Annotated in this window: 24 protein-coding genes; 8 read left to right on the top strand and 16 right to left on the bottom strand. The window is 63.7% G+C overall.

Annotation, left to right across the window (positions count from 1 at the left end; all coding sequences use genetic code 11):
• Nucleotides 1-5: 5 nt before the first annotated feature.
• Nucleotides 6-257, bottom strand: coding sequence for an HdeA family protein (locus XI08_RS30360; RefSeq protein ID WP_442869876.1), 252 nt, complete (start codon nucleotides 255-257; stop codon nucleotides 6-8).
• A 209-nt stretch (nucleotides 258-466) separates the two neighbouring features.
• On the opposite strand from XI08_RS30360, the gene XI08_RS30355 reads away from it, so the two are divergent.
• Entirely contained in the window at nucleotides 467-709 is a 243-nt protein-coding gene (locus XI08_RS30355) for a PilZ domain-containing protein (protein ID WP_027548601.1), read from the top strand.
• A gap of 197 nt (nucleotides 710-906) precedes the next feature.
• Here XI08_RS30355 and XI08_RS30350 read toward each other — a convergent pair whose 3' ends face one another.
• Nucleotides 907-1,137 (bottom strand): hypothetical protein, encoded by a 231-nt coding sequence (locus XI08_RS30350; protein WP_271577204.1) that lies wholly within the window; start codon nucleotides 1,135-1,137, stop codon nucleotides 907-909.
• Between the two features lie 154 nt (nucleotides 1,138-1,291).
• Between XI08_RS30350 and XI08_RS30345 the strand changes: the two genes are divergently transcribed.
• Both XI08_RS30345 and XI08_RS30340 read left to right on the top strand, forming a co-directional pair.
• Nucleotides 1,292-1,696 (top strand): hypothetical protein, encoded by a 405-nt coding sequence (locus XI08_RS30345; protein ID WP_271577203.1) that lies wholly within the window; start codon nucleotides 1,292-1,294, stop codon nucleotides 1,694-1,696.
• A gap of 261 nt (nucleotides 1,697-1,957) precedes the next feature.
• Nucleotides 1,958-2,278 carry a hypothetical protein gene (locus tag XI08_RS30340; RefSeq protein WP_271577202.1) on the top strand — a complete coding sequence of 107 codons (321 nt, stop codon included), beginning with the start codon at nucleotides 1,958-1,960 and terminating at the stop codon, nucleotides 2,276-2,278.
• A gap of 79 nt (nucleotides 2,279-2,357) precedes the next feature.
• On the opposite strand, the gene XI08_RS30335 is transcribed toward XI08_RS30340, so the two are convergent.
• From XI08_RS30335 to XI08_RS30325, 3 genes are read right to left on the bottom strand one after another with little or no spacing between them, the layout of a single operon-like run.
• Nucleotides 2,358-2,714: a carboxymuconolactone decarboxylase family protein gene (locus XI08_RS30335; protein ID WP_027548597.1), complete on the bottom strand. Its 357-nt coding sequence runs from the start codon at nucleotides 2,712-2,714 to the stop codon at nucleotides 2,358-2,360.
• A gap of 21 nt (nucleotides 2,715-2,735) precedes the next feature.
• Nucleotides 2,736-3,203, bottom strand: coding sequence for a DUF6691 family protein (locus XI08_RS30330; RefSeq protein ID WP_271577201.1), 468 nt, complete (start codon nucleotides 3,201-3,203; stop codon nucleotides 2,736-2,738).
• A gap of 5 nt (nucleotides 3,204-3,208) precedes the next feature.
• Nucleotides 3,209-3,637 (bottom strand): YeeE/YedE family protein, encoded by a 429-nt coding sequence (locus tag XI08_RS30325; RefSeq protein ID WP_271577200.1) that lies wholly within the window; start codon nucleotides 3,635-3,637, stop codon nucleotides 3,209-3,211.
• A gap of 95 nt (nucleotides 3,638-3,732) precedes the next feature.
• On the opposite strand from XI08_RS30325, the gene XI08_RS30320 reads away from it, so the two are divergent.
• The 3 genes from XI08_RS30320 (at nucleotide 3,733) to XI08_RS30310 (ending at nucleotide 6,858) form a co-directional block, all read left to right on the top strand.
• On the top strand, nucleotides 3,733-4,053 hold the full coding sequence (locus XI08_RS30320) for an ArsR/SmtB family transcription factor (RefSeq protein ID WP_271577199.1): 321 nt from the start codon (nucleotides 3,733-3,735) through the stop codon (nucleotides 4,051-4,053).
• A 32-nt stretch (nucleotides 4,054-4,085) separates the two neighbouring features.
• Entirely contained in the window at nucleotides 4,086-5,525 is a 1,440-nt protein-coding gene (gene ccoG, locus XI08_RS30315; protein ID WP_271577198.1) for a cytochrome c oxidase accessory protein CcoG, read from the top strand.
• Nucleotides 5,526-5,688: 163 nt separating this feature from the next.
• Nucleotides 5,689-6,858 (top strand): GNAT family N-acetyltransferase, encoded by a 1,170-nt coding sequence (locus tag XI08_RS30310; RefSeq protein ID WP_271577197.1) that lies wholly within the window; start codon nucleotides 5,689-5,691, stop codon nucleotides 6,856-6,858.
• A gap of 7 nt (nucleotides 6,859-6,865) precedes the next feature.
• Here XI08_RS30310 and XI08_RS30305 read toward each other — a convergent pair whose 3' ends face one another.
• From XI08_RS30305 to XI08_RS30270, 8 genes are all read right to left on the bottom strand, one after another.
• On the bottom strand, nucleotides 6,866-7,531 hold the full coding sequence (locus tag XI08_RS30305; protein WP_271577196.1) for a DsbA family oxidoreductase: 666 nt from the start codon (nucleotides 7,529-7,531) through the stop codon (nucleotides 6,866-6,868).
• 71 nt (nucleotides 7,532-7,602) lie between these two features.
• Nucleotides 7,603-8,424 (bottom strand): helix-turn-helix domain-containing protein, encoded by an 822-nt coding sequence (locus XI08_RS30300; protein ID WP_271577195.1) that lies wholly within the window; start codon nucleotides 8,422-8,424, stop codon nucleotides 7,603-7,605.
• Nucleotides 8,425-8,642: 218 nt separating this feature from the next.
• The gene (locus XI08_RS30295; protein ID WP_271577194.1) at nucleotides 8,643-9,110 is read right to left on the bottom strand and encodes a hypothetical protein; all 468 of its coding nucleotides are present in this window, start codon (nucleotides 9,108-9,110) and stop codon (nucleotides 8,643-8,645) included.
• Nucleotides 9,094-10,011, bottom strand: a complete 918-nt coding sequence (locus XI08_RS30290) for a DUF2950 domain-containing protein (protein WP_271577193.1) — start codon at nucleotides 10,009-10,011, stop codon at nucleotides 9,094-9,096. The genes XI08_RS30295 and XI08_RS30290 overlap by 17 nt, the downstream gene beginning before the upstream one ends.
• Nucleotides 10,008-11,678 (bottom strand): DUF3300 domain-containing protein, encoded by a 1,671-nt coding sequence (locus XI08_RS30285; RefSeq protein ID WP_271577192.1) that lies wholly within the window; start codon nucleotides 11,676-11,678, stop codon nucleotides 10,008-10,010. Before XI08_RS30285 ends, XI08_RS30290 begins: the two co-directional genes overlap by 4 nt.
• Nucleotides 11,679-11,771: 93 nt before the next feature.
• Nucleotides 11,772-13,685: a sensor histidine kinase gene (locus XI08_RS30280; RefSeq protein ID WP_271577191.1), complete on the bottom strand. Its 1,914-nt coding sequence runs from the start codon at nucleotides 13,683-13,685 to the stop codon at nucleotides 11,772-11,774.
• Nucleotides 13,686-13,812: 127 nt separating this feature from the next.
• On the bottom strand, nucleotides 13,813-15,045 hold the full coding sequence (locus XI08_RS30275; RefSeq protein WP_271577190.1) for an HlyD family secretion protein: 1,233 nt from the start codon (nucleotides 15,043-15,045) through the stop codon (nucleotides 13,813-13,815).
• Nucleotides 15,038-15,472: a hypothetical protein gene (locus XI08_RS30270; protein ID WP_271577283.1), complete on the bottom strand. Its 435-nt coding sequence runs from the start codon at nucleotides 15,470-15,472 to the stop codon at nucleotides 15,038-15,040. Before XI08_RS30270 ends, XI08_RS30275 begins: the two co-directional genes overlap by 8 nt.
• A gap of 180 nt (nucleotides 15,473-15,652) precedes the next feature.
• Between XI08_RS30270 and XI08_RS30265 the strand changes: the two genes are divergently transcribed.
• A complete protein-coding gene (locus XI08_RS30265) occupies nucleotides 15,653-16,105 on the top strand; it encodes a hypothetical protein (RefSeq protein ID WP_135178370.1) in 453 nt (150 codons plus the stop codon).
• A gap of 42 nt (nucleotides 16,106-16,147) precedes the next feature.
• The gene (gene ppk2 / locus XI08_RS30260) at nucleotides 16,148-16,948 is read left to right on the top strand and encodes a polyphosphate kinase 2 (RefSeq protein WP_271577189.1); all 801 of its coding nucleotides are present in this window, start codon (nucleotides 16,148-16,150) and stop codon (nucleotides 16,946-16,948) included.
• Between the two features lie 94 nt (nucleotides 16,949-17,042).
• Here the strand turns inward: ppk2 and XI08_RS30255 are convergent, their stop codons facing one another.
• The 3 genes from XI08_RS30255 to XI08_RS30245 all read right to left on the bottom strand — a co-directional run bounded on the left by XI08_RS30255 (nucleotide 17,043) and on the right by XI08_RS30245 (nucleotide 19,870).
• Nucleotides 17,043-17,534, bottom strand: coding sequence for a hypothetical protein (locus tag XI08_RS30255; RefSeq protein ID WP_271577188.1), 492 nt, complete (start codon nucleotides 17,532-17,534; stop codon nucleotides 17,043-17,045).
• Nucleotides 17,535-17,703: 169 nt separating this feature from the next.
• Nucleotides 17,704-18,138: a hypothetical protein gene (locus tag XI08_RS30250; protein WP_027548580.1), complete on the bottom strand. Its 435-nt coding sequence runs from the start codon at nucleotides 18,136-18,138 to the stop codon at nucleotides 17,704-17,706.
• Nucleotides 18,139-18,169: 31 nt separating this feature from the next.
• The gene (locus XI08_RS30245) at nucleotides 18,170-19,870 is read right to left on the bottom strand and encodes an aspartate:alanine exchanger family transporter (RefSeq protein ID WP_271577187.1); all 1,701 of its coding nucleotides are present in this window, start codon (nucleotides 19,868-19,870) and stop codon (nucleotides 18,170-18,172) included.
• Nucleotides 19,871-19,874 lie beyond the last annotated feature (4 nt).

The raw sequence follows: 19,874 nt of genomic DNA, 5'->3' as shown, positions 1-19,874 counted from the left end.
AAGAGTTACTTGCCGAGGATCTCGTCGGCCGCGGTGACGACGCTGACGGTCGGATTCTTTCCGCAATAGGCCCCGAACTTCTTGGCGTTCTCGATGAACACCTCGGTGTCGATGATCGCGTTGTCCTCGTCGCCCTTGTACCAGCCGTCCATCCAGGTCAGCACGACCGCGATGTTGTCTTCGCCGCTATCGAGGAACTGCTTGCAAGTCATGGTCGAGAGGTCCCACTTGACGGCGTGGGCGGGCATCGACGACAGCGAAAGCGCTGCGGTGAGTCTTCATGGGAATCTCCATCGGCGCGTAAGGCCATAAAGGAAAGGCTTGTGAGGAAAGTCGGCGGGACGTGACTCACCGCTTCAACGTCGTAAACGAAATCTGAAGCGCTGTGCAAGTAGCGCCAGTATTGAGTTTAGTTCAACGTAATTTCTATGCACTACTTCACAATCATCATTGTGGATCAACGCAGATGACCGAGAAGCGTGCAGCCCAACGTTACCGTGTTTTCAAGGGTGGAACGATCACCTTTGAAAACAACGGCATCGCTTGCACCGTGCGAAACATGTCCGCAGGCGGCGTGGCGATCGACCTCGAGACCCCCGTCACATTGCCGCAATCGTTCACACTCTCGATCGCGCGCGACAATTTCGTGCGGACTTGCCGCCCCGTATGGCGCAGCGACAGGCGCGTCGGTCTCGCTTTCGTGCAATAGCGCGCACGATGTGAACGACTGTTCGTATCGCATCCACAACACGGTTATGAGTGCCTGCTACGATGGCAGCGACGCAAGGCGCAGGCCGCCAGCACGCGTGCGATCGCCGACGATGCCGCAAACGCTTCCACTGGACTGATCGAGATCCTCGGTGGCTGCGATCAGATGGCACTGGCCTGTCGCAGCGCCCATCAGGTTTATTTGGACTTCTTGGCAGGTTCGGGCGGACGCGCCCCGCCCCACGGGTCATACTTCTCCTTGGGCTCCGGAATGCGCTCGAGCGCCGCCTTGTAGGCCCCCTCGTCGACCTTGGGCTTGGTGTCCGCCTTCTGGCCCTCGCTAGGCTGGCGTCTGCCGCCACCCATCTGCGCCTGAGCCGAGCTGCCCGCCAATGCCAGCACCGCAGCCGCTATGACCAAAATCCTCATTGGCGCAATCCCCTTCGTCTGGGGTACAAACTAGCCTGCAATCCCCTAATAGCAAATGCCGTGCGTTCCAGGCCTTCAGCAAATCTTGATCGGCCAGGACTTCGCCAGATCGCATTCGTGCCTATCTGTTGGCCCGCAGGGGGACCCTTCACGGATGTTGCGGATCATTGCTCATGCGGCGCTGCTGGCCGGCGCGCTCGCGCTCGGTGCCTGCGGCTTTGCCGACAGCCGCGCGCCGGTGCCCGAGTTCATGCGCATGAAGGAAGCCGAGCAGCCGCCGCCCGAGCCGCCCCCCGACGTCAAGCGCGTGGTGCGCGAGCAGATCGATGTCGTCTTCCTCAACACGTCATACCCGCGCGAGGTGCACGTCGCCCCGCCGCATCGTGAGGTGCGAGGACCCGGCTGGACCGCCTGCGTCCGCGCGCAGCTCACCTCCGCAACCGGCACCGCGCTTGGCGCCCAGACCTACATTGTCACCATCACCGGCGGAAAGGTCGTCGATCGCCGCCGCGCGGAAGCCGACGACATCTGCGGGTCCGAGGTTTATGAGCCGATCTGACAGGCCTCGTCGTCAGCCCTGTGTAAGGCGGAACATAGCGAGCGCATCCGAGACCAGATCCGCAGTGCTGCTTCAGCTTCCCCGCAGAGAGGAAATCGGCAAACGGCTCGCAGCAATCATGATGCTTCGCCGGATTGGCGCGTGTCGCCCCCGGGGAACATTGTCCGCGCGCCACCAGTTCCGGGAAAATCCTGCATTTGGATCGGAACGATCGCCGCCCCCCCCTTCTTGTTACCGCAGAGGGCAGTTTCGGAGGAGAATATGATGCGGACATTTACGATTGCACTGCTGGCCGGCGTCGCGGCCATCGCTGCGGCGAGCGGCGCGAAGGCCGCCGACATCTACACGACCAGCGAATACGCCAACCCCAATCTCATCCAGGAAGTCCGGCTCGTCTGCGATGACGCCGGCAATTGCTATCGCACCCGCGGCGGCGCGCGCGTAATCGCGCGCGACTCCTATGCCACCATGCCGCGCGAGCGCTATTATGAACGCCGCACCTATCGCGACTGGGACGACGGCCCGCGAGGCGGCGTCGGCATTCGCGCTCCCGGCGTCAGCGTGGGCGTCGGTGGCTGGTAATCGGTAGAACCAAGACGGACGGGACCGGACGAGACAACTCGCCCGGTCCCTTCCATATGGGTGCATCCGATCACAGGCGTCAGGCGGCAACCGATTGCTGCTGAAATTGCTCGTAGGCTGCGATCGCATCGGCTGCGTACATCAGCGACGGCCCGCCGCCCATATAGACGGCCATGCCGAGCGTCTCTTCGACCTCCTCGCGCGTCGCGCCGAGCTTGACGAGGGCCTCGGTGTGAAAGCCGATGCAGCCGTCGCAATGCGCGGCGACGCCGAGCGCCAGCGCGATCAGCTCCTTGGTCTTCTTGTCCAGCGCGCCGTCACGCGTCGCGGCCTGGGCCAGCGCGGCAAATCCCTTCATGGTGTCGGGAATGTCGCTTCGCAGCTTGCGCATGTTGGCGGAGATTTGCCGGGTGATCTCTGGATAGTTCTTGTCCATGCTTACTCTTTCACGGTGACTTCAGGTTTCGAGCGGATCGGCCGGCGTGACGAAGCGCGTCAATGACGGCCGGTGAGTGACGAAGCGGGCGAGCACCATGCCGGCACACATCGCCGCAACGAAGATGAAGGCGGAGGCCGAGCCGAACCCGAGCGCGGTCAGCGCCGGACCCGGACAGAACCCCGCCAGTCCCCAGCCGATGCCGAAGATCGCGGGACCTGCGACGATCCTGGGATCGATGTCGCTTCGCGTCGGAAGATAAAATCGTTCGGCGAAGAACGGCCGCGTGAGCTTCAGGACGCGGTTGAAGCCGATGAAGGTCACGGCCACCGCGCCCGCCATCACGAAGGCAAGGCTGGCGTCCCACGTGCCTGCCGGGATGCCGCCGATGTCGAGGAAGTTCAGAACCTTCGCCGGGTTCGACATGCCCGAGACAATGAGGCCGAGACCGAAGATCAGGCCGATCGCGAATTGGACCAGGATTGCCATGGTCGTCAGCTCCAGTGCCGCATCAGGAAGACCGTCGCCATGCCGGCCGCCATGAAGGTGACGGTCGCGACCAGCGAGCGCACCGAGAGCCGCGACAAGCCGCAGACGCCGTGGCCGGAGGTGCAGCCGCTGCCCCACACCGAACCGAAACCCGTGAGCAGTCCGCCGACAATCAGAACGGTCGTCCCCGCCTCGATCGTCTGCGCCGGCAGGCTTCCGGTGACAAGCCGCACCAGCACGGGCGCGGCGACGAGACCGGCGATGAAGGCGAAACGCCCGGCGAATTCGCCGTCCTCATAGGGCGGGAACAGCCGCGCCGCGATGCCGCTGACCCCGGCAATCCGTCCCGTCGCCCACATCAGCAGAACGGCGGCGACGCCGATCAGGACGCCGCCAGCGAGGGAGGCGATCGGTGTAAATGATGTCGAGACCATGAGCCCTCCGGATCGGGGGCGCCCCTCTCGCGGGCACCGATGACGGTTATTTCAGTTGTTTCGTATTTTCGAATATACTAATATATCGGACAGTCATGAAGCTCAAGCCCCGGAATCAGGAACTGCTCGCTCTGGAGGAGAAGGCCGAAGAGGCCTCCCGCCTCCTCTCCGCCATGGGCAATCCCAAGCGGCTGCTGGTTCTCTGCAACATGCTGGACGGCGAAAAGTCCGTCGGCGAACTCGCCGACATCGCAGGCCTGTCGTCGGCCGCACTATCCCAACATCTCGGAAAGATGCGCGCATTGAGCCTGGTCAAACCCAGGCGGGACGGTCAGACGATATACTACAGCATCGCGAGCCAGGAGGTCCGCTCGGTGCTGGAGACCTTGTACCGCCTCTTCTGCGCACCGGAATAGGGCCTCGCTGACGCAAACGCGGGAAGCGCAGCATGAGCGACGACACTTTCATCGAGGGACCTCTCTACGAGAAGCGGCGGAAGGTCTATCCGCAATCCGTCCACGGCCCTTTCCGCCGCCTCAAATGGACGATCCTCTGCGTCACGCTCGGGACCTATTATCTCCTCCCCTTCGTGCGCTGGAATCGCGGACCCGGCCTGCCCGACCAGGCCGTGCTGATCGATTTCCCGCATCGGCGCTTCTACTTCTTCTTCATCGAACTGTGGCCACAGGAGGTCTACTATTTCACCGGTCTGCTGATCATCGCGGCGATGACGCTGTTCCTGATGAACGCGGTCGCCGGCCGGCTGTGGTGCGGCTACATGTGCCCGCAGACGGTGTGGACCGACCTGTTCTATGCGGTCGAGCGCTGGGTCGAGGGCGACCGGCGCGAGCGCATGCAGGGCGACAAGCGCTACTGGACGTTTGATCACATCCGGAAGGTCGTGCTGAAACACTTTCTCTGGATCATGATCGCCTGGTGGACGGGCGGCGCCTGGGTGCTCTATTTTTCCGACGCACCGACGCTGGTGAAGGATCTCGCCACCCTCCAGGCCCCGTTCATCGCCTATCTCTGGATCGGCATCCTCACCGCCACGACCTATGTCTTTGCCGGTCACGCCCGCGAGCAGATGTGCATCTACATGTGTCCGTGGCCGCGCATCCAGGCCGCGCTGACCGACGAATGGGCGCTCAACGTCACCTATCGCCGCGACCGCGGCGAGCCGCGTATGTCGGTGAAGAAGGCGGACGCCGCCCGCGCGCATGGCGAGCTCGCCGGCGACTGCGTCGATTGCCATCAATGCATCAATGTCTGCCCGACCGGCGTCGACATCCGCAACAGAATCCAGCTCGGCTGCATCCAGTGCGGCCTGTGCATCGACGCCTGCGACAACGTAATGCGCGAGATCGGCCGGCCCGCCGGCTTGATCGGCTACGACACCGACATCAACATGCAGCGCCGGCGCGAGGGCAAGGCGCCGCTCTACCGCATCATCCGTCCGCGCACGCTGATCTATGCCGCGGCCATCGCCATCGTCGGCGGCATCATGCTCTATGCTCTCGCGACCCGTACGACGATGGACGTCAACGTGCTGCATGAGCGCAATCCCCTCTTCGTCCAGCTCTCGGATGGCGGGGTGCGCAACGACTACACCGTCCGCATCCTCAACAAGGGCGCGCAGCGATCGTTTGCGCTCGAGGTCTCCGGTCTGCCCGGCGCCACCATTCGCGTCGCAGGCATCGAAGCCGGCCTCGACGGCAAGCCCGTCATCGAGGTCGGGCAGGACCAGACCCGCGAGGTCAGGCTGTCGGTGCAGGTCGGCCCCAGCGACCTGCCGAAGACCTCGCGCGACGTCGATATCGCCATCACCGACACGGCCGGCGGCGGACGCGCAAGCACCCGCGATCATTTCGTGCCCGGCGAGCAGTAGCTTCCACATTCCATGGCGCATCCGGCGACTGCCGCCGGATGCTCAATGAGACGTTAACACTACCGCTCGAATTGAAGCGGCTTCCCAACGGGATTTTCCAATCTTTGCGCTAAGGATGACCGCGTAACCCGGGCTCAGCCCGCGTGAACGGGGACGACGGGACGTGGTCGACATCGCGCACCAGGCAGCGATCAATCCGGCATCGGCAAAGCATGCCGCGGCGGCGCGCGCGCTCGTCCCGCTCACCGCGATCGAACCCGGCCAATGGCGCGCGCTCGCGCAGCGGGCGGTCGAGCCGAACGGATATTACCTGCCCGCCTGGGAGCTCGCCGTCAGCGCAACCGCGCGCGGCCGCACGGATGCCTCCGTACTGCCCGCATTCGACGGATCTTCGATGCGGCTGATCGGGCTGATGCCGGTGATCTCGCTGTGGCGGGCATGGAAGATTCCCCTGCCCGCGCTGGTGAGCGCGCATCCCTATGGCACGCTGTGCAGCCCGCTGATCGACCGCGACGCTCCGATCGAGGCGGCGACGCGTCTGTTGCAGCAGGCGCGCGAGGCCGGTGCCCATGCGCTCGTGCTGAACGACGTCGCGCTCGACGGCGCGGCGATGGCCTCGCTCAACCAGATCCTGAATCGCGACGGCCTGAAGCCGCGTGTCCTCAGTTCCTACATCCGCGCCAGCCTCAACGCGACGCAGGACGGCGAGACGCTGCTGCACGATGCGCTGGGCACCAAAAAGCTCAAGGAGTTGCGCCGTCTGCGCCATCGGCTCGAAGAGCACGGGCCCGTCGTGTTCGAGGTCGCGCGCCGGCCTGACGAGATCGGGCCCGCACTCGAAACATTTTTGCAACTCGAAGCCAGCGGCTGGAAGGGCAAGCGCGGCACCGCGCTGATCCAGCATGCGGGCGATGCGGCCTTCATCCGCCGCGCGGTGCCGGCGCTGGCAGAGACCGCACAGTGCGAGATCGTCAGCTTGCGCGCCGGCGCGATTCCGGTGGCCGCCGGCATCGTGCTGCGCCATCAGGACCGCGCCTTCTTCTTCAAGCTCGGCATCGACGAAGGCTTTGCAAGATATTCGCCGGGCGTGCAGCTCACGCTCGACCTCACCCGTCACCTCTGCGCCGACTCCGCCATCGCCAGTGCGGATTCCACGGCGAGCGCCGACCACCCCATGATCAACCCGATCTGGCGGGGACGCTTCGCAATCGGTGACGTGCTGATCCCGCTGCGGCGGAACGACCCGGTCGTGGCGCTCATTCACGCAGCACTGGTCGGCCTCAACGCCGCGCACGAGGCCGCGCGACGCGTGGTCCGCCGCCTCCGCAAATAAGCGAAATCTACTCCGCCGCCTGCGCGTTGATTTCCTCCGAGACCTGGCGGATGGCACGGGCGAGCAGGTTCGGATCCTGCGCGCCGGAGACGGCGTATTTCTGCGCGAACACGTATGTCGGCACGCCGGAGATGCCCTTCTCGGCGGCTTCCTGCGCGTCGGCCGAGACGCGCGCGACGTCCTCGTCGGTGGCAAGACGCCGGCGCACGTCGTCGGCGTCGAGACCGACATCGGCGGCCGCCTGCACCAGCACGTTCACATCGGTGAGGTCGCCGCCATCGCGGAAGTACAGCTCCATCAGGCGCTGCTTCATCTCGGGCGCCTTGCCGATCGCTTCGGCCCACAGGATCAGGCGATGGCAGTCGGTCGTGTTGGGCTGACGCGCCACCAGCTCCGGCCTGTAGACGAGACCCTCCTCGCTGGCAGCCGCGACGACGCGCCCCGCAATGCCCTTATAGGCCTCGACCGAGCCGAACTTCTTGGTGAGATAGTCCTCGCGGCTGATGCCCTCGCGCGGCACCCAGGGATTGAGGAAGAAGGGACGGAAATTCAGCTTGACCGGAACGTCGGGCACGAGCGCCAGCGCGCTCTCGATGCGGTGCTTGCCGATATAGCACCAGGGGCACACCACGTCGGAGACGACGTCGATCTGGAGCGGTTTCAGCGTGCTCATGTCAGGCGCCTCCTTCGGGCACTTCAAGGGTTCGCCCAAAGATAGGCAGAACCCGGCCCAAGGCAAGGGCGCTAGCTCATAGCTGCTGCCATCTGCTTCAGCCGCTCGGCGGTGCGCTCGTCGGCCGGAAAGAACGTCTCCAGCGCAAGCTCCGACAGGGTGATGTCCACGGGCGTGCCGAACACCATGGTGGTGGAGAAGAAACTAAGTATCTCCCCCTCGTGACGCAGCTTGAAGGGGATGGCGACATTGTCGCTCGACAGCGGCGCCGATCGTGCCGGGATCGGGTAGCCCTTGAGGTCGTTGTAGAGCTTGATCAGCTCCGGATCGGCCGTTGCTTCGCATTGCCGGTGCAGCCGCTCCAGAAGATGCCCGCACCACTCCGCGAGATTGACCGTGCGCGGCGCCAGCGCCTCGGGATGGAAAGCGAGCCGCAGCACGTTGAAGGGCTGGCCGAGCAACCGCTGCGGAATGCCGTCGAGGAGCGGCGCCACCATGCGGTTGGCGGAGACCAGGTTCCAGTGCCGGTCCACGGCGAGCGCCGGATTGGGCTCGTGCGCCCTGAGGACGAGGTCGATCGCCCGGCGAGCTGATTTCAAGGCGGGATCCTCCAGCGGGCGCTGCGGAAACGCCGGCGCAAAGCCGGCGGCGACCAGCAGCACGTTGCGTTCGCGCAAGGGCACGTCGAGACGCTCGGCGAGCCTCAGCACCATATCGCGCGAAGGGGCGGCGCGGCCGGTCTCGACGAAGCTCAGATGCCGCGCCGAGATATCGGCCTCGCCCGCCAGATCGAGTTGGCTCATGCGGCGGCGCTGCCGCCATTCGCGCAAATGGTCACCGATATGGATCGGCTGGCTGCGTTCAGTCTGTGCCGTGGATGCATGTGCGTTCATGGTCGAAAACCTAGCATGCCGCGTTCATCCGTTCCATTACCCGCGAGGTAATGGATATGGGCATGCACCCACATGAAACAATTGAGTTCATTTTTCGCCGCGGAATAGCGTCGATGTCCCTAAAGGGACCGGTGCACGTACCCGCGATAAAAGGGACAAGGCGCGAAATGTGATCCGGTTTTGCGCAGGACCGGCGAAAACACTATTTCAACATCGCCTCACCTCATCGAAATCGTGATTGTGCTGAGATTGGCGGCGAACTCCATGCCCGCCTTGGGGCCTTGCAGCACGATGGTCACGCCCTTTTCGTTGCGCAGGTGGACGCCATTGATGCCGCCGACCAGGGCAGCGCCACCGCCGACCGAACTGTAGGTCCCGGCGAAGTCGCCGACCTCGCGGATGCCCGAGGCCCGGCCATCGAGCCGGCCGACGGTCGCGCCGGCGGTGATGCCAAAACTCACGCCGGATACGTTGAACGGATAGTCGCGACCACGATAGGTCAAGACGCCGTTGCCCGCGCCACCGCCGATCAGCAGTCCCGCTTTCACGATCTTGACCCGGACCTGACCGCTCGCCTGCCCATACGACGGCGTCGCCGGAATGGCGAACGCGAGCAGTGCGATCGCCATCAAGCAAACGGCGATCGCGCGCGGACGAGCTCGCCTGCTCTCAGGGTTTTGCGGCATCGACCTTCTTCCAGGTCTGGTCCGGATCGAACAGCGTGGTGCGCTGGGCGATAGACTCGGTGCGCTCTCCCAAGTCCTTCTGGTAGACGGTGCCGGCATGATTGACCAGGAAGGTCATGACGCCGGAATTGCCGTATTCGGCTGGCCAGGCGATCAGCGCGAAACCACCGATCATCTTGCCCTTGACGACGTAGTTGAGAGCACCGCCGGGCGCATCCGATCCCTGCCCCTTCAGGATACGGAAATAGTATCCATGATATGGGCTCGGCCCTACACTTCCGGCCTTGTAGCCTTCGGCTGAGGCGTCCGCCGCCAGTGCACCGAGTGGGCTCGGGTCGCTGTCGTCGCGCCAGAACAGGCCGTCCTTCTTGCCCGGGCTGCTGACGATGCGTTGCGCATAGACGCCAACGCCCTCACCACGATCCTTCTCGGCATATTCATTCTGGGCATCGACATAAGCGAGCGCGGTCTGGATCGCGTCGAGCTCGTTGCGGCCGATGCGACGATAGAGCACCTCGATCCGTCCCTCGGCCGTGTCGAATTCCCAGCCGCTCTTTGCATTGACGAGTGGAATCGGGAACGGGAAGTCGTCCGGCCCCAGCATCAGCGTGGCCTTCTTGTTGCCTTCCGCCTTGATCGAATGCTTGGCATCATACATCGACGTAAAGCGCTGGCGTGTATCTGCATCGGCGACCTCGTCGCCGGACGAGACGATTTCGTCGGCAGCCCTGCCGAGCACCTTGAGAATATCGCCCGGACCTCTCTTGACCGCTGCGGCAAGAGCTGCCGCTGCATCCTCGGGCGTAGAAAAAGATTGCTGCGCAAGCGCGGTCGAACCCAGCAGTACCAGCGCCATGAAGCCCGGCAACGCCGCGCGATGAAGTGACTTCAGACCGATCATGGCGTGATCTCCGCGGGGATCCTCGCACCGCCGGCGAGCCAATCGCTGTAGGTGCGGAACTTCAATCCGAGCTTGTCGTAGTAGACAACCAGGTAACCGTCGTTGCCGCGGGCCACCGCCTCCGGGTTCACGCGTTCGACCTCCTGCGCCATGACACCAACATAGGCCTTGTTGCTGCCGAGATAGCTGAAGCGGTAGTAGCCGAGCCCATTGGCGAGATAGCCGAGCAAGACGACGTCGTGCTTCAACGCGATATCGGAACGCCGGCCGCCGCCGCCTCCCCGTCCGCCGCCACCGCCTCCTCGGAAGCCGCCTCCGGCAGACATGCCGCCACCGCCACGCCCGGCGAAGCTCGCCCCACCGCCACCGCGGGGCATGCTCGCCATACTCGACCGCCCGCGGGCGGAAGCCGCTGCAGCCGCTCTGCCAGAGGAAACGTTCATGGCACCGCCGCGGCTGCCTCCACCACCGCGATTGGCAGAAGCTGCGCGATTGCCGCCACCGGCGCTGCCGCGGTTGGCGGCCTTGGCGCGGTCGCCACCACCCTTGGCTCGATCGCCTCCGCCCTTCGCACTCCCCTTGGCGCGGTCCGCGGCGCCGGCGCGATCGCCGCCACCGGGCCGGTCCCGCGTACCCGCACGGTCGCCAGCGCGGTCACCCGCTCGATCTCCTGCACGATCGCCCGCGCGATCAGCGGCACCGGCGCCCGGACGATCCTTGAGGACCTGCTGGCCGTCGCGGCCGCGAAAGTCCATCCGGTCCGCGGCGCCCGCCTTCAGATTGTTGTTGCCAAAACGCTGCTGAACATTGGTGTTGTTGTAACGCACGCCCTGGCGGTGCGCCGGATTGTGCTGCCAGCCATTTGCGATGTTGGTGGTCCGGTGATTGACATAGACGTTGCGGTTGCCCCAGTTGCAGCCGCCGCCCCAGTAATTGCCCCAGCGTCCGATCGCCCACGCGGTCCCAAACGCGAGACCCGCCGCGACCACGCCTGCACCGATATAGGACGGATAGCCGAAGTAATACGGCGGGTACTCCGCGTAGGGCCAGTCCCCGTAAACGGTGGCTGGTTCGTAGTAGGGCACGTACATCGTTCCCGGCTCGGCCGGTTCGATGACGACCACCTGCCTGTTTTCCTGCGTCTGAACACTGACCTTCTGCTGCTTGGTCGTGACGAGCTTCTTGTTGTCATAGGCCTTGGTCCGCAATCGCTGGATCGCATCCATCACGTCCGGCTGTTGCGCGAGCACGGCGTCACCCAGGCTCTTGGTCCAATCGAGCTTGTCATTCATCATCGTCAGAACGTCCGCCGTGCTGGCGAGCGCCTTGACGCTGTCGTCCCAGGCCTGCTTCTCGACCTCGGTCTTGAGCGCATCGCCCTTCAGCGACTTGTGTTCTTTCAGCCAGCGATCGGCCTGCACGACTTCCAGCGGATAGGTCGACGCGGCCAGCACATTGGCCAGCAGCTCGTCAGGATAGAGCGCGATCGGCGCCACCAGCGCTTCGAGCTGCTCGGGCTTCAGGAGCTCGGCGCTTGGCGGAGCCTGGCTTGCCGGCTGCGCCTGAGCGGTTGGAGCAGCAGGTTTGTCGGCCGTCTGCGCCGAGGCGACGGCCGGGATGGCCATCAAAAGCGCGAGCGCCATCACGGTCCTGGCATAACGAAGCATCACACCCTCCATCGGAGTCACCATTTGGAGGATCGATCCGCGGCCCGGTCGTTCTTTGACAAAGATCAAGGGAAACGGCTGCGCCCGGTTGCGTTAATCGTACTGCTGCAACGCGAAAGCCCAGCGCGCGATCGGGAGCTTGATCTTGAACAGCGCCCCGCCGGAGGGCGCGTTCTCGGCGGAAATCGTGCCGTGGTGCGCCTCGACGATGGTCCGGGCGATCGCCAGGCCCATGCCCATGCCCTGCGGCTTGGTGGTAAAAAACGGATTGAAAATGCTCTTGAGATCATCCATCGCGATGCCGGCACCGGTGTCACCGATCCGGATCTCCGCCCAGGCACCGGAAACGTTCGTCGTTACACTGATTTCGCGTTTGCCTGCCTGAATTTCGGACATCGCGTCCAGGGCATTGACAATGAGATTGAGCACAACCTGCTGGAGGTGAATCGGATCGCCCCGGACGTAAAGTTCGGCCGGTGCCGGAACATAGTTCAACACGACGCCTCGTCCCTTGGCCACATCCGCGACGAACCCGATGACATCCCCCACGGTATCGTTCAGTTCAATGTATCGAACTTCAAAGGGCGTCTTTTTCAGCATGCTGCGCAGCCGTCGGATCACTTCGCTCGCCCGCTGATCGTCGCGCCTGATGTCGGCCAGGATGGCTCTGAGTTCATCAAGGCTCGGCGAGGCGCTCTTCAGCATGAGCTCCGCTGTCTCGGCGTTGGTCAGGATAGCGCCGAGTGGCTGGTTCAGCTCGTGCGCGATGGAGGTCGTCATCTCTCCGGCGGCCGCATAGCGGCTGAGATGCGCGAGCTCCGCCAGGCGCTGCCGCAACTCGACGTCCGCCAGTCGGCGCCGGCGACGTTCGTGGAGTAGCCCGCTGATCAGCCCGGCCTGGACCAGGAACGCTGCTGCGATCATTGCCATTTGCCAACGGTATCTTTCCCAGAGCCCCTGCTCGCGAAATAGAACCTCGCTGCCCGTCGGCAAATCGCCCTCGCTGATGCCCCAACGCTGCATCTCGCGCCAGTCGTATCTCGGCGCGGCAAATCCGATCGGTTCGATCTTGATATCGCCCGGCCTCTCGCCCGCGAAGATTCGAAGCGCCGCGCTGACAGTTGCCTTGCTGGACTCGGCTATCGAGTGCATCGGGCCGCCGACGGTTTCACGACCGAAAAATGCTTCCTGATAGGAGAAGATCGGCGCGTTGGCGACGGCGTGCAGCCTGCGCAAGGCCAGATCGCCTTCGTGGGCGACGCCGGCACCGTCGACCGACATCAGTTGCCAGAACAGCACCGTATGTGGTGGTAGCGTGGAGGCTCGCTTCAATATCTCTTCAAACGACAGGTCTGAGTACCAGATGAACTCGATCCGGCTCTCGAAGGGCTTTGCCTCCCGTTTGACTTCGTCGAGCCAGAACCTCTCGATAGGCGATGCGCCGATGACCACGGCAATTGTCTGGGTTTCCGGCAACACCCGAAGAATGCTGCCGAAGAACGCTCCGAAGTCGTTGCGCACCGGAACGACGACGTCGTTTTTGGTCAAAGCCGCCCGGTTCACCTGCCGTTCCTCGACCGCCGCCATCACCAGCGGCGTATCCGGGAAAAGCTGCTCGCGATATTTCTGGGCGAAGCGCGCTGCCGGTGCTCCGAGAGTCATCACGATATCGGGTGGACTAGTGCGGTACAGGGAGCGCAGATAGTCGACAAACGGCTCTTCCGGTCCTGGATTGTTGAACCGGGCCGTCAGCAGTGCGTGCTCCTGGATGTCGAGTGGAAACGCGGATTGCTGTTCGAACTCGGCCTTGATGCTCCGGGCATATTCGCTCCAGGGACGAAAATCCCGGCCGAAGGAATGGAGCAGGAGGAGCCGTTTGGGTTCGTTGCGATCGGCGGCAAGGGCCGCCGGCAGCAGAGCGGCCCAGACCATCAGACATAGACTGAACCGTGCAACGACGATCAGCCAGCTCAACTTGACCGGGGCCGTAGCGATGCGCCCGCTCATGCTTTCTCCAGGAGAGTAGCCGCCTACTGGCCACACTCTAGCGCAAATTGTCCAGGCGCCAATCGTCCTCGCGCCATTCGCATCGGCAGCGCGTGGTGATCCGGCCGCAGGCGTCCACGCCCCCGCATCAGTGCCCGCTCAGGACGAGCGTCTTGATCGGCAACAGCAGTGCCTGGATACGTAGCAACAACGCGTGCACGAGGCCGACGCCATCGACCACATGCAGCGCGATCTTGCGGAAGGTGCCCGTGTCCTTTGCGCTGATCTCTTCGTGATTACTGGTATAGGCGTTCACGATGCAGCTGCTGCCCGCCGTCACGCCGTCGAGGCCGCCTTTGTAGAGCGGTTCAAGAAAGACCAGGATGGTACCGGGACGCGCGATGTTTTGCGGATCGATCAACTGCTCGCCGGAGCGGAACTGGCCGGCGGCGATATAGTCCTGCACCGTCGTGATCACCATCGGGATGATAACCCAGGGCTTTGACATGCAGGTCGCTTCCGCCACCATCCCTTCCTTCATCACCTGCGCCTCGATCTGGCCGAAGCCCGCCTGCAGAGCCTTGCGGCCGGCGCCTTCCGGGATCAGCACGCCGGCCGGACGCATCAACTGGTTGACGACATCGCCTGGGCGAACCAGGAACTGCTCGACGCGTCCGTCGACGCCGGCGCGAACCGTTGTCTTGTCAAGATCGACCTGGGCCTGAGCCAGCGCTGCCTCGGCGCTCGCCTTTTGTGCCGGAATGAGCGTCGTTACCTGCAAGCTCGCCGATTGCTTCGCAGCAGTGGCCGCGTCAACGCCGGCCTGGCGCTGATCGACCAGCACCTGCAGCTTCTCGATGTCGCGCTGCGGCACGATGCCGGGATTGCGGCGCTGCAGGTCGGACTTGGTGTCGAGTTCATCCTTGGCCTGCTGATGATTGGCTTTGGCCTCCTGAATCTGCGCTTCGGCCCTGACCACCTCGGACTGCGCCGCCGTCAACGACGCATCGACCTCGGCGACCTTGCGTGCGGCCGTCTCGACCGCAGCCTTCTGCCTGGAACTATCCAGCGTGAACAGCACATCGCCCTGCTTCACCGGTTCGCTGAATCCGACCTTCACCTCGGCCACCCGCCCTGACCCTTCGGGGAGGATGGGCACGGTACGGAAATAGAGCGCTGCCGAAGTGGTGGAGGGATGGAAATAGAAGATCATCGTGATCAGCGAGACCGTCAGCATCAGGCAGCCGGTAATGCCCCATCGGAGCTCGTACCAGATTGAGAAGAAGGTGATCTCCTTGCCGAAACGCTTGCCCTGGGCATAGCGGCGGTAGAGGTAGTCGGGCAAAATCGTGAGGAGCGAGCAGAACATGAGCTCAAACATGGCTGCGCTCCTTCTCCTTCGCAGGCCCCAATTGTCCGGGTGGCGATAGACCAGCCTCGCGATCCAATGAGGACTCCGCCAGCGCGTCCCCGGCTTCAACCGGCGTCGCATCGGCGATCCTTTCGACGGAACCCGCAATGCTGCGCAGCGGTGTGCCGAAATCGGGAAGATCGATCAGCGCAAGCAACAGGCCCGCGACCCAGAAGACGTGCATATGGGTAAAGAGCGAAATCAGGCCGAGTACGGCGACGAATTCGAATTGCAGCTTCTGCGACTTGTGCGCCATCCGCTCGGGCAGGCTGTGCAGTTTCCAATAGAGCGTGCCAACCCAGAGCACGGTGCCGATCAGGAAGATGCCCATCACGACCATCAGCGTATCCACCCCGCTTCCCGGCGCGAGATAGAACGGCAGATGATGCGGGGCCATCGGATGAAGCTGCTCGCTCAACGGTCTCTCCTCTTCGGCCCGCGTGTTCACGTCAATGCGGCGAATGCAGTGTCGGTACCGGGTCTTGTAATTGCTTGATCTGAATCAACGGACCTGGAGCGGCCCTACCTAGCCTCGCCTGAAAGCCGACGCACAACAGCCCAACAGGAGCCGCCCGCCATGCCCGGCATCGATGACCTGATCCCCAGTGCCACGCAGATCCGCAAGGAAGCGGCCCTCAAGGAGGCCGAGAAGGCGGACGAATATGCGCGGCTTGCCGCCGCCGCCGAAGCCGAGAAACGGGCCCTGATTGAACGCCTCAGCAAGCCCTCTGGCAAGACCGAAGAGGAGAAGGTCAAGCTCGCTTCGACGATTATCCAGCGTGCGGTGCGAAACGGCTTGACCGAGGTTCTGGTCTACCGCTTCCCCAACACGCTATGCACGGACAAGGGCCGCGCCATCAATCAGATGGAGAAAGGCTGGGAAAGCACATTGACCGGCATCCCGAAAGAAATCTTCCAACTCTGGACCGACCATCTGAAGCCACGTGGCTATCGCATCGCCTATCAGATCATCGATTTTCCCGGCGGCGTGCCGGGCGACATCGGCATCACGATTTCCTGGGGTGATTGAGCGCGGGACCGCCACGTGAGACCTGACGGCGAAAGGGCGAGCATGGCCAAGGACAAGCCTGCCGAGCGGATGAAGCGCAAGGACTACGAGAAGGAATTGGAGAAGCTCCAGGTCGAGCTGTGTCATCTCCAGGACTATGTCAGAGCGAACAAGCTGCGGGTCATCATTCTGTTCGAAGGCCGCGACGCCGCCGGCAAGGGCGGTACGATCAAGGCTATCACCGAAAAGGTCAGCCCGCGTGTGTTCCGCGTGGTTGCATTGCCGGCTCCATCCGACCGACAGAAGACGCAGCTCTTCTTCCAGCGCTACATGGAGCAGTTTCCCGCCGGCGGCGAGATCGTGATCTTCGACCGGAGCTGGTACAACCGCGCCGGCGTCGAGTATGTGATGGGGTTCTGTACGCCCGCCGAGCACGAGCGCTTTCTCTCGCTTTGTCCTCAAATGGAGAAGTACGTCGTCGACGGTGGCATCGTCCTGATCAAGATCTGGCTCGAGGTCGGAATGGACGAGCAGGAGCGCCGATTCAGGGCCCGCATAGATGATCCGGTGCGACAGTGGAAGCTGAGCCCGATGGACCTGGAATCGTATCGGCGCTGGTACGACTATTCGCGAGCCCGCGACCAGATGCTCAGGAAGACGAGCACGAAGCACGCACCGTGGTTCATCATCCGCTCCGACGACAAGCGCCGAGCGCGGCTGAACTGCATCGCGCATCTGCTGAAGGCAATTCCCCACAAGCGCATCAAGAAGGACAAGGTGAAGCTGCCGAGGCGGTCCGACAAGGGACGCTACAATGACCGGGCAGGCTTGCGCGGGCTGAACTTCGTCGCCGAGCGTTATTGACGAGGATCGGGCCGCGCCATGACGCGGCTCGATCGCGCGACGCCTGAGCCATCACTGCTAACGGACCACCGTCCCGACCGTCGGCAGCGCGTTCTCAGTATCGATACTGGTTAGGATATTGCGGACAGACCCAATTGCCGTAGGTGTCCTGATAACAGCCGTTGTTGTAGTTGTTGTTATAGTATCCATAGGCTCCGAGTGCGGCGGCGCCGGCGGCAGCACCGTAGGCTGCGCCGCGGTAGCCGTAGCGGGGATAACCAGCGACCGGACGGCCCGGATAGCCGGCGACCGGACGACCTGGCCGACCGGCAATGGGGTAACCTGGACGGCCCGGACGACCGGCGATCGGATGGCTCGGGCGTGGGCCTCCGACGCGATAGCCGTGTCCTCCACCGCCGTGGATCCGGCCGGCGTGAACCGCGCCGCCACGATGGCCGCCACCGTGGAAGCCCCCGGCCCGCATGCCTCCTCCACCGCCGCGAAAACCGCCACCACCGCCACCGCGACGGGCGTAGGCATCATCGGGAATGAGCGTAGCGGTGAGAAGAACGAAGGCCGCAACAGCTGCGAGAAGATAACGAAGCATGGCATGTCCTCCCTCGATATTGGGGGTGCCGTGATCCGCCCTTCGACGATGCCTCGCGAATCGCGGGCGGCACCCGACGGCATTCCGAGCGGCGATCTCCTGCGCTTGGCCTGGACGAGAGGAGCCGCCGCGCATCGAGCCGCGCTGAGGCGGCCCGATCGCTTCGCGTCTATTTCAAACGTATGGTCACACCACCCACTGCAGCCGACACTTCGGCGCCGACCTTCGGACCGCTGAGCTGCAGGATCACGCCGTTGGCGTTCTGCAGTTGAACGGCCCCCGCGCCCGCCGCAATGGCGCCGCCTGCTCCGCCCACCGCGTAGGAGCCTTCGATGGATGCCGGTCCCTTCAAATTGAGGGCGCGGCCAACCAGCTTGGTGGTCGAGGCGCCGATCGTGAACCCGACGCTCATGCCGGATACGGTAAAGGGATATTTCTTGCCCCGAAGGAGCAGAACACCTTCGCCACCGCCGACGCCGACGATGAAGCCGCCCTTGGTGAAGACGACTGCCACCTGCCCGGTCTCGGCACGCGACGGCGTGCTGAAGCCGGCAGCGGCGGCGGTCGCGGCAATCAAGACGGCGGCGATGGCAAATTTCCTCATGACGTTCTTTCCCCTTGGTTGTTGCGTTGGTTTATTGAGCCAGGATCATCGCGAAGTAACCGAATACCGTGAGCAGGATGCCCGAGACGGCGTAACCGACCGGGAAGCCAATCCACGGCACTGAGCTCTGGATCTCGACCGCAGCCTCGCGACACGGCCCCGAATGCGAACGAGCACCGGCGACGCCGCCCATCAGCACGGCCGGGTTGATCTTGAAAACGTGGAAGCCGATCGCCCAGACGATGAAAGGCGGGATCGTGCAGGCGATAAACCCGACGATGAAGATCTTCAGCGCCACCGCCCCCGTCAGCTGGGCCAGCAAGCCCGCGCCTGCATTGATGCCGACAATGGCGACGAAGACGACGAGGCCGAGGTCCTCGAGCACGTTCCGCGCTGCATTCGGCGTGTTGCCGAAGAAGCGCAACCGGGAGACCAACGACGAGACGATCACGCCTGACAGCAGGAGGCCGCCGGCATTGCCAAGGCCGATCTTGGCGCCGAAGGCCGGAAACTCGATCATGCCGATCAGGAAGCCGATGATCATGCCGACGGCGAGCGTCAGGAGGTCGGTCGAGGTGTTGGTCCGTGCAATGCGCCCCCACATCTCGCCGAGCTCGTTGACGGCGGACTTCAGGCCGACCACCGAGACGATATCCATCCGCTGGAGCTCGGTCTTCAGACCAGCTGGGATTGCAACGCCACCGCGCTCGACCTTAGTGACCTGCAACTGCCCCGCGATCGCCGTTTCGCGGAAGGATTCGAAGGTCCGTCCGACCATGTTCTTGTTGGTGATGAGAATGTCCGCCTGATCCATGGGAATGCCCAGCGCCTTGGCATCCGCAACCTCCGGCCCGATCAAGCCCATTTTGTCGGTCAGATGCGCGGTCGAGCCGCCGAGCGCGACGACGTCCCCCTTCTGCAACACGAGGTCGGAATCCGCTCCCAACAACTCGTCGCCACGCGCCACGTTGACGATGCGATATTCGGGATTAACCTTGCGGAATTTGGCTATGCTCGTGCCGAATTGCGCCGGGTTTTCGAGCCGGTAGGCGCGCAGTCCGAACTGCCGATAGCCGGTGAGGCCTCCGCCCTCGAGATCCTTGACGCCAAACTCCTGCTCATACTTCTTGGCCGCGGCCTTGGCGTCGACGCCCCACCAGCGCGGCAGATATTTGCAGATCAGGATGATGCCGACGGTGCCCCAGATGTAGGTGATGCCGTAGGACAGCGCGATCATGCCGGTCGCATCCGCGGGCTTCATGCCCTCAGGAAGCTTGACGACGCCCGAGGTGATCGCCTGTTCCGCCGAACCGATCGCGGCCGACATGGTCTGAGAGCCCGCCAGCATGCCGCCGGCCGCGCCGGTCGGCAGTGCGAATAGTTTTGCCCCGAGTACAACAAGCGTCAGTCCGATCACGCTCGACACCAGCGCCAGAATGCAGAACTTGAGACCGTCGCCCCTCAGGCTGTTGATGAAGGACGGTCCCACCCGCAGGCCGACGCCGTACATGAACAGATAGTAGAAGAGGCTCTTGGCAAAATTGTTCAACTCGAGCTTGACGCCGTAAGTCGAGGCCCAGACCGACAGTCCCGCCCCGACCACGATGGCCCCGGCGACCATGCCGAGGCCGTAGCCCTTGATGCTCGCCCGTCCGATATAGACCGCGAGGCCGACGACGAAGAACAGCAGCAGATACGGATTCTGCTGCAGGAAGGTGAAAAAGCCCTGCATGTTC

Origin of the sequence: Bradyrhizobium sp. CCBAU 11361, from assembly GCF_028128935.1 — a bacterium.
GTDB lineage: Bacteria > Pseudomonadota > Alphaproteobacteria > Rhizobiales > Xanthobacteraceae > Bradyrhizobium > Bradyrhizobium niftali.
The sequence above is the reverse complement of the archived record's forward strand: the minus strand, read 5'-3'. Positions and strand labels throughout refer to the sequence as shown.